Genomic DNA, 13,937 nt, shown 5'->3' with positions numbered 1-13,937 from the left:
GCAGGCCGGGGTATCAACATATCTGGCGTTGACTTTTGGCACGCTGTTGAGTTCTCAAGGAACGGACGCTTCCTTCGGTCCCGTATCACCGGGGCCCTCCGGGCGCTTCCCTTCGTTTTTCTTCTTGCTGTTTTGCTGTCTTGCGTTTCCGACTCTATCAGACTGTTTCCTGTCCGATTCCCGGTCGAAGCGGGATGCTTTCCAGGTTCTTCGCTTTCGCGTTTTCCCTTTCCGGCGGTTCCGACTTTACCAGACTCTTTTTCGTTCCGTTTCCGGTCCGAATTCGATTTCTGGTGGCCTGTGGAGTGGCCTTGCCTTTCGGCGTGTTCACTACGTTAGCCGATTCCCTTGGCAGCTCATAATCGAGCTTGTCGAGCGAATTACGGGCATGCCGAATTCGCACCCGCCAGGGTGAGTCGTAGGTAGTGGTTTGGCCTCTTTGGGTCGGCCGGTCCGGTCCGATGGACCGTGCCGACAGCTGTACCCGTGTCAAGTGGCTCGGACTACATTAGGCGTCCGCCCCGGGCGCGTCAAGTGGCCGTCGACGGCGGGGGGCGTGTGCGCGATACGGGCTCACCGTGGGGTCCCCGTCGATCCAGAAGCGCCACGGCTGGTGCGCCCCGTCGCCGCCCACGCCGGTGCGGGGGCCGCTGAGCACCTGGTCACGGGGCGGCGGGGTGCCGTGCAGTACGGACAGGGGCGCGTCGGGGCCGGCGAAGAGGTCGCTGCCGTCCAGCAGCCGGTCGACGTCGAGGGCGGTCGCGAGGCGGGCCGGGCCTTTGGCCAGTTCCTTGTCGTTCCGGGCCGAGACTCGTCGCTCACGGGCCAGGCCGGCTCCGACGTTGATCTCGCCGGCCCGGAGCAGCACCCCGCTCGCCTGGCCCTCCGGTCCGCAGACCAGGTTCAGGCAGTGCCACATCCCGTACGTGAAGTAGACGTAGGTGCGGCCGGGCGGGCCGAACATCACGCCGTTGCGGGCCGTGCGGCCGCGGAACGCGTGCGAACCGGGGTCGAGCTCGCCCGCGTACGCCTCCACCTCGGTGAGGCGGACCTCGATCGTGCCCTCGTCGCTGCGGCGGACGAGCGTGCGGCCCAGGAGGTCGGGGGCGACCTCCTGTACGGATCGGTCGAAGAATTCTCGGGTCACAGGGGTGCGGTCGAGGCCATCGGTCATGGCGTCCGAGGGTACTGGGAACGCGAGTACGGGAACCGGCTACGGTCAGGGCGCGTATGTAGGGGTCAGGACCAAGAAGGAGTGAATATGGGCTTCAAGCGACTGCTCGCGAGTCTGGGTGCCGGTGGTGCTTCGGTGGAGACCGAGCTCACCGAGGTGAACGTCGTCCCCGGCGGGGTCGTGCAGGGTGAGGTGCGGATCCAGGGCGGGTCGGTGGCCCAGCAGGTGGAGGGGCTCTCCGTGGGCCTGCAGGCGCGGGTCGAGGTCGAGAGCGGTGACCAGGAGACCAAGCAGAACATCGAGTTCGCCAAGCTGCGGCTCGGGGGCGCCGTCGAGGTGCAGGCGGGGGCGGTGCACGTGGTGCCGTTCGGGCTGGAGATCCCCTGGGAGACGCCGGTCACCATGTTCGCCGGTCAGCATCTGCGCGGCATGGACATCGGGGTGACCACCGAGCTGGAGATCGCCCGCGCGCTGGACTCCGGCGACCTGGACCCGATCAACGTGCACCCGCTGCCCGCCCAGCAGGCCATCCTGGACGCCTTCGGGCAGTTGGGCTTCCGCTTCCGCAGCGCGGACATGGAACGCGGCCACATCCGGGGCACGCGTCAGCGCCTGCCCTTCTACCAGGAGATCGAGTTCGTGCCGCCGCAGCAGTACCGGGGGCTCCACCAGGTCGAGCTGACCTTCGTCGCGGACGACCGCGAGATGGACGTCATCCTGGAGATGGACAAGAAGCCGGGGCTGTTCAGCGAGGGCAGCGACTCCTACCGCGCGTTCAAGGTCGGCCTCGACGACTTCCAGCAGACCGACTGGGCGGCGTACCTCAATCAGTGGCTCGCCCAGGTCGGCGGACAGCGCAACTGGCTCTGACCGGATCTCGCGTTCCGGGGCGGCGGCGCACCCGGCCCGGGGTGTGAGGAGCCGGTCGGCCGGATACCCCTAGTGTCGGTGGTCTGCGGGAAGTCCCGCCGAGCGTGGACGAACCGAGCAGGACGAGCCGACCAGGACGATCAGGACGATCAGGAGAGGTGCTGACGTGACCGAGCCGAAGAGGGCGCCGCTGCCGCACGACTTCCATCCCGAGGTGCCCGCGTTCACCGTGGTGAGCAAGGATCTCGCGCCGGGGGCCGTGCTGGGCGACGCCCAGGTGCTTGCATCCGGGAACACTTCGCCGCACCTGCGGTGGGAGGGATTCCCCGGGGAGGCCAAGAGCTTCGCCGTGACGTGCTTCGACCCGGACGCCCCTACGGGGAGCGGGTTCTGGCACTGGGTGGTCTTCGACATCCCGGCGTCGGTGACCGAGCTGCCGGCCGGTGCGGGCAGCGGTGCGTTCGACGGACTGCCCGAGGGGGCCGTCCAGGTCCGTAACGACTACGGGGCGAAGGAGTTCGGCGGCGCCGCGCCGCCCGCCGGGGAGAACCACCGCTATGTGTTCACCGTGTACGCGGTCGACACCGACAAGCTCGGTGTCGACAGTGACGCATCGCCCGCGGTGGTCGGCTTCAACCTCCGGTTCCACACCCTGGGGCGTGCGCAGCTGGCGGGTGAGTACACAGCTCCCGCCGGCGATTAGTTCGCCTGTTGTTTGCCCTGCTCCGGTCTTGGAGAGACCAGAGCAGGGCATTTTTTATTGCGTTGTCCATCGCGGCCTGCCCAGCCAGAGTTGATCCGGGCCTGCCAGGGGGCGGGCAGCACACGGGAGGTGGGCAGGATGCGTGACACGCTGGTTCTCAACGCGAGCTTCGAGCCGCTGTCGACAGTGACGCTCAACCGTGCGGTGGTCCTGATCCTGACGGACAAGGCCGTCGTCGAGCAGTCGCATCCCGAGCTCCGTATGCGTGGTGCCGCCGTGGACATTCCGGCGCCCCGGGTGATCAGGCTCTGCCGGTACGTACGGGTGCCCTTCCGAAGACAGGCTCCGTGGTCCAGGAGGGGTGTGCTGATCCGGGACCAGCACCGGTGCGCGTACTGCGGGCGGCGGGCCTCCACTGTCGACCACGTGGTGCCGCGCGCCCAGGGCGGTCAGGACACCTGGCTGAACACGGTGGCCTCCTGCGCCGAGGACAACCACCGCAAGGCGGCCCGGACGCCGGAGCAGGCGGGGATGCCGTTGCTGAAGCAGCCGTTCGTCCCCTCCCCCGCCGAGGCGATGCTCCTGGCGATGGGGGCCGGTGACCGGGCGGAGCTGCCCGAGTGGCTGGATCGGGCGGCCGCCGCCGCGTGAAGCGGTGGCGTAATCGACGTACGCCTGGTGATGTACGCGTGGGCCCGTCCCTGGGAGGGGACGGGCCCACGTGTGTCAGCGCAGCAGCAGTTGGACGATGGCCGCCGTGCCGACGACGACGATCAGGGCGCGCAGCACGGTGGGGCTGAGGCGGCGGCCCACCGTCGCCCCTATCTGGCCGCCGATGGCCGAGCCGACCGCGATCAGGACGACCGCCGTCCAGTCGAAGTCCGCGACGAAGAGGAAGAACAGCGCGGCGATGCCGTTGACCACGGCGGCCAGGACGTTCTTGACGGCGTTGAGGCGCTGGATCGTGTCGTCGACCAGCATGCCCATCAGGGAGAGGTAGATGATCCCCTGTGCGGCGGTGAAGTAGCCGCCGTAGACGCTGGCGAGCGTCAGGCCGGTGAAGAGGAGCGGGCCGCCGTCCGGGCGGGCCGGGGCGCCGGTGCGGTCACGGCGGCGCTGGACGGCTTTGCTGATGCGTGGTTGCAGGATCACCAGGACGAGGGCCAGGGCGACCAGGACCGGGACGATCGTCTCGAACGCCGTGGAGGGCAGGGCGAGCAGGAGGGTGGCTCCGGTGAGGCCGCCGATGGCCGCTCCGACGCTCAGTCTGAGGATGCGGCGGCGTTGGCCGGCGAGCTCCTTGCGGTAGCCGATGGCTCCGCTGATGGAGCCGGGGATGAGGCCGAGCGCGTTGGAAACCGTGGCGGTGACCGGCGGGAGGCCGGTGGCGAGCAGGACGGGGAAGGTGATCAGGGTGCCCGAGCCGACGATCGTGTTGATCGTGCCCGCACCGACTCCCGCCGCGAAGACGGCGAGTATTTCCCAGATGGACAAGGCCATCTCCTTCGATGGTCAGTGATGCCTCCCCGCCATGAAGGTCGAGGGGCCTCACTGATCATGCACGAAGGGGGTGGGGGTCAGTGGACCGGGGGTTCTTCGCGGCGTTCGACGGCGGCACCACGGGGGTTGACCACGCCGGGACCGCCTTCGTTGCCGCCGTTGCCCCCATTTCCACCGTTGCCTCCGTTACCGCCGTTGCCGCCGGTGTTGAAGCCGGGCGCTCCGCCGCCGAGGTTGCCGAAGGCTCCGCTGAGGCCCTTGAGGGCGTCGCCGATCTCGCTGGGCACGATCCAGAGCTTGTTGGCGTCGCCCTCGGCGATCTTCGGGAGCATCTGGAGGTACTGGTACGAGAGCAGCTTCTGGTCCGGGTCCCCGGCGTGGATGGCCTCGAACACCGTGCGGACGGCCTGGGCCTCACCCTCGGCCCTGAGGGCCGCCGCCTTCGACTCGCCCTCGGCGCGCAGGATCGCGGACTGCTTCTCACCCTCGGCGGTGAGGATCTGGGACTGCCGGATGCCCTCGGCGGTGAGGATCGCGGCGCGCTTGTCGCGGTCGGCGCGCATCTGCTTCTCCATCGAGTCCTGGATGGAGGTGGGCGGTTCGATCGCCTTGAGCTCGACGCGGTTGACGCGGATGCCCCACTTGCCGGTCGCCTCGTCGAGGACACCGCGCAGGGCCGCGTTGATCTCCTCGCGGGAGGTGAGCGTGCGCTCCAGGTCCATGCCACCGATGATGTTGCGGAGGGTGGTGACGGTGAGCTGTTCGATCGCCTGGATGTAGCTGGCGACTTCGTACGTCGCCGCGCGGGCGTCGGTCACCTGGTAGTAGATGACGGTGTCGATGTTGACGACCAGGTTGTCCTGGGTGATCACCGGCTGGGGCGGGAAGGGCACGACCTGTTCACGGAGGTCGATCCGGTTGCGGATCGAGTCGATGAACGGGACCACGATGTTCAGGCCCGCGTTCAGCGTGCGTGTGTAGCGGCCGAAGCGCTCCACGATGGCGGCACTGGCCTGCGGGATGACCTGGATCGTCTTGATCAGGGCGATGAAGACGAGCACCACCAGAATGATCAGGACGATGATGATCGGTTGCATCGTGTCTCTCGTGCCCTTCGGTTGCCGACTGATCGCGGTGATCGGCGTCGGATCGTCGTGGGAGGTCCGGCCGTTGACGGGAGTCTGGTCGCTAAGTCTTGCCGCGGAGCTTGGTCGCGGAGTCCGGTCCGGATCCGATTCCCATGATGATCGACATGATCGACTTCAAGTCTCGCAGAACTGGGGCCGCCTCGTGCACGGTTCGCTCACATGACGACGGCCGTCGCTCCGTCGATGTCCACGACATCGACCTGCCGGCCGGGTTCGAAGATCTGGCCCTCGTCCAGCGAGCGGGCCGACCAGACCTCGCCGGCGAGCTTGATGCGGCCGCCGGCGGCGCTGACCCGTTCCAGGACGACCGCCTGACGGCCTTTCAGGGCGTCGATGCCGCTGGCATGTCCCGTCTGCCCGGCCCGGTGTCTGGCCGCGATCGGGCGGACGACGGCGATCAGCGCCACCGACACCGCGACGAAGACCAGCACTTGGGCCACGATGCCGCCACCGAGGGCAGCGACGACCGCGGCGGCCACCGCCCCGACGGCGAACATGCCCAGCTCGGGCATCGCGGTCAGGACGAGGGGGATGCCCAGCCCCACCGCGACGATCAGCCACCACACCCATGCGTCGATGTCCACATGGTCATCGTAGGACTGTCGGCCCGTCACCGACAGGGCGCAAGGGTGGTCAACTGCGGCGGAGACCTGACGAATTGCCGTACGCCGGACGGGGAGGACGGCCGGTGGACGGGGTGTTGGCGCACATCCGCCGGTGGGTGGGTGTACCGGCGTGCGTCCGCCATGAGCGGGCGCGTTGGCGTGCGTACGCCGGTGGGCTGGGTGTACCGGCGTGCGTCTGCCAAGAGCGGCGCGTTGGCGTGCGTACGCCGGTGGGGCATCGGTCAGGAGAGCGGCAGGCCGTGGGCCGTGTAGCGGTCGCCGGTGTGCTCGACGATCAGCGGCAGGCCGAAGCAGAGCGAGAGGTTGCGGGAGCTGAGCTCGGTCTCCATGGGCCCGGCCGCCAGGATCTTGCCCTGCCGGATCATCAGGACGTGGGTGAAGCCGGGCGCGATCTCCTCGACATGGTGGGTGACCATGATCATGGAGGGGGCGTACGGGTCGCGGGCCAGCCGGCCGAGACGGCGGACCAGGTCCTCGCGGCCGCCGAGGTCGAGTCCGGCGGCGGGCTCGTCCAGGAGCAGCAGTTCGGGGTCGGTCATCATGGCGCGGGCGATCAGGGTGCGCTTGCGCTCTCCTTCGGAGAGCGTCCCGAACCTGCGGTCCAGGTACTCGGTCATGCCGAGGCGGTCCAGGAAGGCGCGGGCGCGCTCCTCGTCGACGGCCTCGTAGCTCTCGTGCCAGGTGGCGGTCATGCCGTACGCGGCGGTGAGCACCGTCTGCAACACGGTCTGCCGCTTGGGGAGCTTGTCGGCCATCGCGATGCCCGCCATGCCGATCCGGGGGCGGAGCTCGAAGACGTCGGTGCCGACGCCGCCCAGCTGTTCGCCGAGGATCGTCGCGGTGCCCTTGCTCGGGAAGAGGTAGCTGGACGCCAGGTTGAGGAGCGTCGTCTTGCCGGCTCCGTTGGGGCCCAGGATGACCCAGCGCTCCCCCTCCTTGACCGACCAGGAGACGTCGTCCACCAGAGCGCGTCCGTCGCGGACCACGGATACGTCCACCAGCTCCAGTACATCGCTCATGAGCGCGTTGTCTCCCCATACAGTCTCGTCGAGATCGTCGCGTGCCGGTGGGCACGGCTCCCAGGGAAAACCTACGCCACCGCGCGAGTGCTTCGGCCGTGAGGTCCGTCCCCGGTCCGTTCCCTAGGCTGTCTCCATGCTTGTGGAACCACGTTCAGGGTTGTTGGCCGCCTGGGGCAACGCGCTTCTGGCGGGACTCGTCTCGCCGGACGACGCGGCTTACGCGATCGTCGGGGACGACGCGGTGCACCGCGTCGAGGGACTGCCGGGTGAGGCGGGGCCGGTCGGGCTCACGCTGGCGCTCGGCCGGCTGCGGGTGCTGGGGGTGAGGGGGTTCCGGGTCGCGCTGCCGGTGCCGGGGCATCCGCTGGGGCTGAGCGGGCCGCCCGACTTCAACGCGCGGGCGCTGGAGGCGGAGGAGGCGGTGGTCGCTTCGGGGGCGCCGTACGGGCTGGTGCCGGAGGTCAGCGAGGCCGGGCCGGAGGGGGACCTGCACGTGGAGGTGGTGTGGCGGGTGCTGCCGGTGCGGGAGGCGCCGCCGGCGGACGTGCCGTCGTTGAGCGAGGCGGAACGGGAGCTGGCGGAGGCGCTGCGGGATGCGACGGCGGTGCTGGCGCGGCTGGACGTGGCCGGTTCCGGGCCGGTGGCTCAGGCGGCGGTGGACGCGTACCGGGCGCGGGCGGAGGGGGGCCGGGGGCGCGAGGTGCTCGCGCCCGGGTATCCGCCGCGGGCGGTGCGGGTGCTGGAGCTGGCGCAGCGGGTGGGGCTGCTGGTCTCGGTGGCGTACGAGAACGGGCACGGGGGTGCGGTGAGCGCGTCGGAGATCGCGGCGCGGGGGGAGGCGTTGCGGCCGGTGGAGCGGGTGGCTCGGCGGGCGTTGGTGGCGGCCTACAACGCGTATGTGGAGGTGGGGGAGGTGGGGCGGTAGTCCGGGCGGGGTTTTCGTCCTCAAGCGCCGGACGGGCTGGGGTGGGTGCCCCTGGGCAGGGGGGCCTGTTCTGGCCGGGGGTCCCGGTGCGAGGGTTCCGTCCTCAAGCGCCGGACGGGCTGGGTTTGCCGGGTGAGGCTGTCTGGTTGCCTCGGGGGCCCGGAGACAGGGTTCCGTCCTCAAGCGCCGGACGGGCTGGGTTTGCCGGGCGGGGCTGCCTGGTTGCCTCGGGGGCCCGGAGACAGGGTTCCGTCCTCAAACGCCGGACGGGCTGGGTTTGCCGGGCGGGGCTGCCTGGTTGCCTCGGGGCCCCGATGCGAGGGGTCCGTCCTCAAACGCCGGACGGGCTAGGGGTGGCCGGGCGGGCTGGAGAGGGTGTCGGGGGGAGCAGGGGGGTGAGCCGGGGGGGGTGAGCCGGGGGGGTGAGCTGGGAGGCCGGACGGTCCAGGGGAATGAGTGGAGGGCCGTCCGGCTTCCGGGGGGGGGAGGTTCAGTGGTTGAGGGCGAAGTTGCCGTAGGGCGGGTTCCGGAGGCCGATGACGTTCACCGTGTGTGAATCTCGGTCCGGTCAGCCCGCGGCTCCGTTCCGTACCGCCCACAGCGCTGCCTGCGTACGGTCGGACAGGTCGAGCTTCATCAGGATGTTCGACACATGGGTCTTGACCGTCTTCTCGGAGAGGACGAGGGCGCGGGCGATCTCCCGGTTCGAGCGTCCGTCCGCGATGAGGCCGAGTACCTCGCGCTCGCGTTCGGTCAGGGTGCTCCCCCGGCCCGTGCCGCCGCCCGCGTCGTCCTGGGCGAGCAGCGCCCCGGCGACCTCCGGCTGGAGCAGGACGTGTCCGGCGTGCACGGAGCGGATCGCGCCGGCCAGGGCGTCCGGGTCGACGTCCTTGTAGACGTAACCGGAGGCTCCGGCGCGCAGCGCGGGGACCACCGTGCGCTGTTCGGTGAAGCTGGTGACGATGAGGATCCTGGCGGGGTTGTCGAGCTCGCGGAGCCTGCGCAGGGCCTCGATGCCGTCGGTGCCGGGCATCTTGATGTCCATCAGCACCACGTCGGGCCTCAGCTCCTCGGTGCGGGCGATTCCTTCCGCCCCGTCCGACGCCTCGCCGACGACCTCTATGTCGTCCTGGATCTCCAGGAACGTGCGCAGGCCGCGGCGGACCACCTGGTGGTCGTCGACCAGCAGCACCCTGATGGTCTTGTCAGCCACCGGGAACCTCCATCTCGATCGTGGCGCCCTTGCCGGGCTCCGAATCAACGGTGAGTCTGCCGCCGACGCCGTTCGCCCGGTGGCGCATGGAGACGAGGCCCAGGTGGCGGCCCGCCCGGCGGACGGCGGTGGGGTCGAAGCCGCTGCCGTCGTCGGTGACGCGCAGGACGGTCGCGGGGCCGCGCCGGGCCAGGGTGACGCTCACCCGCTCCGCGCCCGAGTGGCGCAGCGCGTTGTGCAGGGCCTCCTGGGCGACCCGGAGCAGCGCCTCCTCCTGGGCGGCGGGCAGGGCGCGTACGCCGCAGCTCTCGAAGGCGACCGTGGCGTCGTGGGCCCGGTCCAGGACGTGGATCTGGGTACGGAGGGTGGCGATCAGGCCGTCCTCGTCCAGGGCCGCGGGGCGTAGCTCCACGACCGCCGCCCGCAGCTCGTCGACCGCTTCGGCGGCGAGGGCGGCGACCTGCTGGAGCTCTCCCTTGGCGCGGGCCGGGTCGCGGTCGACGAGGGCGGCGGCGGCCTGGGCGGTGAGCCGGAGCGAGAACAGCTTCTGGCTGACCGCGTCGTGCAGCTCGTGGGCGAGGCGGGAGCGTTCCTCGGCGATGGTCAGCTCGCGGCTGCGCTCGTACAGGCGGGCGTTGGTGAGGGCGATCGCGGCGTGCTGGGCGAGGATCGAGAGCAGTTCCTCGTCCTCGGCGGTGAAGCCGCAGCCGCCCTCGGGCTTGGGGCACTGCTTGTTGGCGAGGAACAGGGCGCCGATGATCTCGTCGCCGTCCACGATGGGCAGGCCGAGGAAGTCGGACATGTCGGGGTGCGCGTCGGGCCATCCCTCGAAGCGGGGGTCCTCGCGGACGTCGGCGAGGCGCTCGGGCTTCGCCTGGTGCAGCATCGCGGCGAGGATGCCGTGCTGCCGGGGCAGCGGACCGATGGCCTTCCACTGCTCGTCGCTGACGCCGTCGACCACGAACTGGGCGAAGCCGCCGTGGTCGTCCGGGACGCCGAGGGCCGCGTACTGGGCGTCGAGCAGTTCACGGGCGGAGGCGACGATCGTCTTGAGGACGTCCCCCACTTCGAGGTGCCGGCTCATGGCGAGCAGCGCGGCACTCACCGCGGCGAGGCCCGACGGTGGGCGATGACTCATGGGATCACCGTACCGGCGGGGGTACGGCACCGTATCGGGCCGAGGTCGGCGGTCGCGGGGCGGTGGGCCTAGGCCGGTCGCGGGGTGCGCTCGGGCGCAGGTCCTGGGGCGGTCGCGGGGGCGCTCGGTCGGAGGTCCTGGGTCCCTGGGAGCGCGCTCGGGCGCAGGTCCTGGGGCGGTCGCCGTCCGTGTCCGTCGCAGGTCCTAGGTCCGCTCCGGTCCTAGGACGAAGTGCCGTGTACGGGTGCGGCTCCCGGGCGAGGCGCGGTGCGGTCCGGGCTTTCTACGTTGGAGTCGCCGGGGTCGGCCCGGTGGACGCCGATGGTTCTGAAGGAGACGGTCACCATGCCGGTCGCGTTGATCACGGGTGGTTCGAAGGGGCTGGGGCGCGCGCTCGCCGAGGCGCTGGCCCGGCAGGGGTGGGATCTGGTGCTGGACGCCCGGAGCTCCGGGGTGCTGGAGGCGACGGCGAAGGAGGTACGGGAGCGGTACGGGTCGCGGGTGGCGGCGGTGCCGGGGGATGTCACGGATGCGGCGCACCGGGCGGAGCTGGTCGCGGCCGCCGGGGAGCTGGGCGGGCTCGATCTGCTGGTGAGCAACGCGAGCGTGCTGGGCGCTGAGCCGCTGGTCCGGCTGGAGGCGCAGCCGTTGGACGGGTTGCGGCAGGCGCTGGAGACGAACGTGGTGGCGGCGCTCGGTCTCGTACAGGAGGCGTTGCCGCTGCTGCGGGGGTCGGGCGCGGGAGCCGTGGTGATGGTGAGCTCGGACGCGGCGGCGGAGCCGTACGAGACGTGGGGCGGTTACGGGGCGTCGAAGGCGGCGCTGGACCAGTTGGCGGCGGTGCTGGGCGTGGAGGAGCCGGGGCTGCGGGTGTGGGCGGTCGATCCGGGGGACATGGCGACGGATCTGTACGAGGCGGCCGTCCCGCAGGAGGAGGGCGAGGCGCCTCGGCCCTCGCCGCACAGCGTGGCCCCGGCGTTCCTGCGGCTGGTGCGGGAGCGGCCGGCCAGCGGACGGTTCGCCGCCCCGGCGCTGCTGGAGGAGCCGGCGGGAGCGGACGGGGGCGCGCGGTGAGCGCGGCGGAGGGGGCCGGACGGGGGCGCGCGGCGGGGGCGGTGGGGCTGGAGGGCGCGGTGGGGGCGGCGGGCGCGGTCGGGCGGGGGCGTGCGGTGGGGACAACGGACGCGGGCGAGCAGGGACGCGCGGTGGGGGCGGCGGGGGCCGGACGGGGGCGCGCGGTGGGGACAACGGACGCGGGCGAGCAGGGACGCGCGGTGAGCGCGGCGGGGGCGGCGGGGGCGGCGGACGCGGCCGGGCAGGGGCGCGCGACCGAGGTGGCCGGGCGGGAGACGGCCGGGCGGGGATCTGCGGCCGGCGTCGCCGGGCAGGGGCCTGCGGCCGGCGTCGCCGGGCGGGCGCCGGGTGGTGTGGCCTCCGCCCGGTCCGGGGCCTCGCCCCTGGAGGCGTTGCGGGTGCCCGCCGGACTCTCGGCCCGGGTGCCGGCCGAGCAGCGGGGGGCGGGGCGTGATGACGTACGGCTGCTGGTGACCCGGGGGGCGGAGGTGTCGCACCACGCGTTCCGGGAGTTGCCGGGGCTGCTGCGGGCCGGGGACGTGCTGGTGGTGAACACGTCGGCGACGTTGCCGGCCGCGGTGAACGGGCGGGTGGGCGGCGGGCGGGTCGTCGTGCACTTCTCGACGCGGGGCGAGGACGGGCGGTGGGCGGTGGAACTGCGCGCGCCCGGCGGTTCGGGGGCCACCGTGCCGCGTCCGGGCGGGCCCGCCGGGGCGGTGGTGCGGCTGCCGGGCGGGGGCCGGCTGGTGCTGGAGGACCCGTTGGGGCCCGCCGCGGACGCCCGGCTGTGGTGGGCGCGGACGCCCGAGGGGGTGCCGGAGCTGCTGCGGCGGTACGGGCGTCCGATCCGGTACGGGTACACGGAGCGGGATCAGCCGCTGGCCGCGTACCGGACGGTCTTCGCGGTGGACTCGCCGGACGGGAGCGGTTCGGCGGAGATGCCGAGTGCGGCCCGCCCCTTCACGGCCGCCCTGGTGGCGGAGCTGGTGAGCCGGGGGGTGCAGTTCGCTCCGCTGTCGCTGCATACGGGAGTGGCGTCGGCCGAGGCGCACGAGCCGCCGTACCCGGAGAGGTTCGCGGTGCCGCACACCACCGCGTGGCTGGTGAACGCGGCGCGGGCGGCGGGCGGCCGGGTGATCGCGGTCGGGACGACGGCGGTGCGGGCGCTGGAGTCGGCGGCGGGGGCGGACGGGGTGGTGCGGGCGGCCGCCGGCTGGACGGATCTGGTGGTGACACCGCGCCGGGGGGTGCGGGTGGTGGACGGGCTGCTGACCGGGCTGCACGAGCCGGAGGCGTCGCACCTGCTGATGCTGGAGGCGGTGGCGGGCCGGGAGGCGCTGCGCCGGGGGTACGAGGCGGCGCTGGAGCAGCGCTACCTCTGGCACGAGTTCGGCGACGTCCACCTCATCCTGCCGAATGAGGAACGTAACGCTCCGGATTGCTTCAGCAACGAAAGGTGAGACCGGTACGCCCCTGATACGCCCCCGATGTGAGCCCGGGCATAGGGCCCACGTCACTTACGAACGTCCCTAGTGGACATATAAGGGCGATTTGGGTAGCCATGGGCGGGGGTTATTTCGGACTAACGGGACCCTCTTCCACTACCTGGCTTCGTACGTCACACCTTTGCCACAGCATTTTGCTGCCGCTAAGAATTGCTCTCGTCCCCAACGGAGGTGCGCATCGCCGCCTCCGGTCTCGTCCTCCGTGAGGACACCTGAGCATTCGAAGAGGTAGCCCTACATGTCTGCGACTCGCATCCCCAGCCGTGTCCGTCGTCTGAACAAGGTCCAGAAGATCTCCGTGGCCGGTGTGTCGGCCCTTGGCGTCGCCGCCCTGACCTTCTCGCTCGTCCCGTCGAACGCCGAGGCCGAGATAGCCCCGCAGGCCGCTGCCGCCGCCGCACCCGTGGCCTTCACCTCCGCGGCGGGCTCCAAACAGGCCAAGACCGTGCAGGAGAGCCTCATCGAGCAGCACTCCACCGCCGAGCAGCTGGTCAAGGCCGCCGACGCCGCCAAGGCGAAGGCCGCCGCCGAGGCCAAGGCGAAGGCCGCGAAGGCCAAGGCCGCCGCGGACGCGAAGGACAAGGCCGAGAAGGCCGCCAAGGCCAAGGCCGACGCGAAGAAGCGCGGCTCCGAGGCCGCGAACCGCTCTACCGCGCGCAAGCCCGTCTACGCCAACAACCTGGACGGCTGGATCCGCGAGGCGATGTCGATCATGAAGAAGGAAGGCATCCCCGGTTCCTACGAGGGCATCCACCGCAACATCATCCGGGAGTCCAGCGGCAACCGCTGGGCGATCAACAACTGGGACATCAACGCCCGCAACGGCATCCCCTCCAAGGGCCTGCTCCAGGTGATCCAGCCGACCTTCGACCGGTTCCACGTCAAGGGCACCAAGAAGGACCTGTACGACCCGGTCGCCAACATCGTCGCCGCCTGCAACTACGCGGCCGACCGCTACGGCTCGATGGACAACGTCAACAGCGCGTACTGATCCCAGCGGTCCCAGCGACCGCCGCCGTACGTGTACACGCCGGAGGGC

The 13,937-nt window shown here is 71.2% G+C and carries 14 protein-coding genes; 7 read left to right on the top strand and 7 right to left on the bottom strand.

The features are described from left to right. Nucleotides 1-508: 508 nt before the first annotated feature. The gene (locus tag ACLJPL_RS31740; protein ID WP_411084407.1) at nt 509-1,174 is read right to left on the bottom strand and encodes a DNA-3-methyladenine glycosylase; all 666 of its coding nucleotides are present in this window, start codon (nt 1,172-1,174) and stop codon (nt 509-511) included. Between the two features lie 87 nt (nt 1,175-1,261). On the opposite strand from ACLJPL_RS31740, the gene ACLJPL_RS31735 reads away from it, so the two are divergent. The 3 genes from ACLJPL_RS31735 to ACLJPL_RS31725 all read left to right on the top strand — a co-directional run bounded on the left by ACLJPL_RS31735 (nt 1,262) and on the right by ACLJPL_RS31725 (nt 3,398). Then, nucleotides 1,262-2,044 (top strand): sporulation protein, encoded by a 783-nt coding sequence (locus ACLJPL_RS31735; protein WP_411084406.1) that lies wholly within the window; start codon nt 1,262-1,264, stop codon nt 2,042-2,044. A gap of 166 nt (nt 2,045-2,210) precedes the next feature. Further along, complete coding sequence (locus ACLJPL_RS31730) at nt 2,211-2,747, top strand: YbhB/YbcL family Raf kinase inhibitor-like protein (RefSeq protein WP_411084405.1); 537 nt, start codon at nt 2,211-2,213, stop codon at nt 2,745-2,747. 138 nt (nt 2,748-2,885) lie between these two features. After that, complete coding sequence (locus ACLJPL_RS31725; protein WP_030586321.1) at nt 2,886-3,398, top strand: HNH endonuclease; 513 nt, start codon at nt 2,886-2,888, stop codon at nt 3,396-3,398. A gap of 75 nt (nt 3,399-3,473) precedes the next feature. Here ACLJPL_RS31725 and ACLJPL_RS31720 read toward each other — a convergent pair whose 3' ends face one another. The 4 genes from ACLJPL_RS31720 to ACLJPL_RS31705 all read right to left on the bottom strand — a co-directional run bounded on the left by ACLJPL_RS31720 (nt 3,474) and on the right by ACLJPL_RS31705 (nt 7,040). Next, nucleotides 3,474-4,247 (bottom strand): sulfite exporter TauE/SafE family protein, encoded by a 774-nt coding sequence (locus ACLJPL_RS31720; RefSeq protein WP_411084404.1) that lies wholly within the window; start codon nt 4,245-4,247, stop codon nt 3,474-3,476. Between the two features lie 77 nt (nt 4,248-4,324). Then, entirely contained in the window at nt 4,325-5,344 is a 1,020-nt protein-coding gene (locus ACLJPL_RS31715) for an SPFH domain-containing protein (protein WP_355123037.1), read from the bottom strand. Between the two features lie 206 nt (nt 5,345-5,550). Further along, the gene (locus ACLJPL_RS31710) at nt 5,551-5,979 is read right to left on the bottom strand and encodes an NfeD family protein (RefSeq protein WP_411084403.1); all 429 of its coding nucleotides are present in this window, start codon (nt 5,977-5,979) and stop codon (nt 5,551-5,553) included. A 263-nt stretch (nt 5,980-6,242) separates the two neighbouring features. Continuing rightward, nucleotides 6,243-7,040 carry an ABC transporter ATP-binding protein gene (locus ACLJPL_RS31705; protein WP_411084402.1) on the bottom strand — a complete coding sequence of 266 codons (798 nt, stop codon included), beginning with the start codon at nt 7,038-7,040 and terminating at the stop codon, nt 6,243-6,245. Between the two features lie 136 nt (nt 7,041-7,176). On the opposite strand from ACLJPL_RS31705, the gene ACLJPL_RS31700 reads away from it, so the two are divergent. Further along, nucleotides 7,177-7,968 (top strand): hypothetical protein, encoded by a 792-nt coding sequence (locus ACLJPL_RS31700; protein WP_411084401.1) that lies wholly within the window; start codon nt 7,177-7,179, stop codon nt 7,966-7,968. A 568-nt stretch (nt 7,969-8,536) separates the two neighbouring features. On the opposite strand, the gene ACLJPL_RS31695 is transcribed toward ACLJPL_RS31700, so the two are convergent. Together ACLJPL_RS31695 and ACLJPL_RS31690 are read right to left on the bottom strand one after the other, a co-directional pair. Beyond that, nucleotides 8,537-9,181 (bottom strand): response regulator, encoded by a 645-nt coding sequence (locus ACLJPL_RS31695; RefSeq protein WP_411084400.1) that lies wholly within the window; start codon nt 9,179-9,181, stop codon nt 8,537-8,539. Beyond that, nucleotides 9,174-10,319 (bottom strand): GAF domain-containing sensor histidine kinase, encoded by a 1,146-nt coding sequence (locus ACLJPL_RS31690; protein ID WP_411084399.1) that lies wholly within the window; start codon nt 10,317-10,319, stop codon nt 9,174-9,176. The genes ACLJPL_RS31695 and ACLJPL_RS31690 overlap by 8 nt, the downstream gene beginning before the upstream one ends. A 345-nt stretch (nt 10,320-10,664) precedes the next feature. Here ACLJPL_RS31690 and ACLJPL_RS31685 point away from each other — a divergent pair, with 345 nt between their 5' ends. From ACLJPL_RS31685 to ACLJPL_RS31675, 3 genes are all read left to right on the top strand, one after another. Next, nucleotides 10,665-11,393 carry an SDR family NAD(P)-dependent oxidoreductase gene (locus ACLJPL_RS31685; protein WP_411084398.1) on the top strand — a complete coding sequence of 243 codons (729 nt, stop codon included), beginning with the start codon at nt 10,665-10,667 and terminating at the stop codon, nt 11,391-11,393. Nucleotides 11,394-11,746: 353 nt separating this feature from the next. Further along, nucleotides 11,747-12,853, top strand: coding sequence for an S-adenosylmethionine:tRNA ribosyltransferase-isomerase (locus ACLJPL_RS31680; protein ID WP_411084414.1), 1,107 nt, complete (start codon nt 11,747-11,749; stop codon nt 12,851-12,853). A 283-nt stretch (nt 12,854-13,136) separates the two neighbouring features. Then, a complete protein-coding gene (locus tag ACLJPL_RS31675; RefSeq protein WP_411084397.1) occupies nt 13,137-13,889 on the top strand; it encodes a transglycosylase SLT domain-containing protein in 753 nt (250 codons plus the stop codon). Nucleotides 13,890-13,937 lie beyond the last annotated feature (48 nt).

The sequence above is a fragment of the Streptomyces sp. cmx-18-6 genome (assembly GCF_046548915.1).
Lineage (GTDB): Bacteria > Actinomycetota > Actinomycetes > Streptomycetales > Streptomycetaceae > Streptomyces.
The sequence above is the reverse complement of the archived record's forward strand: the minus strand, read 5'-3'. Positions and strand labels throughout refer to the sequence as shown.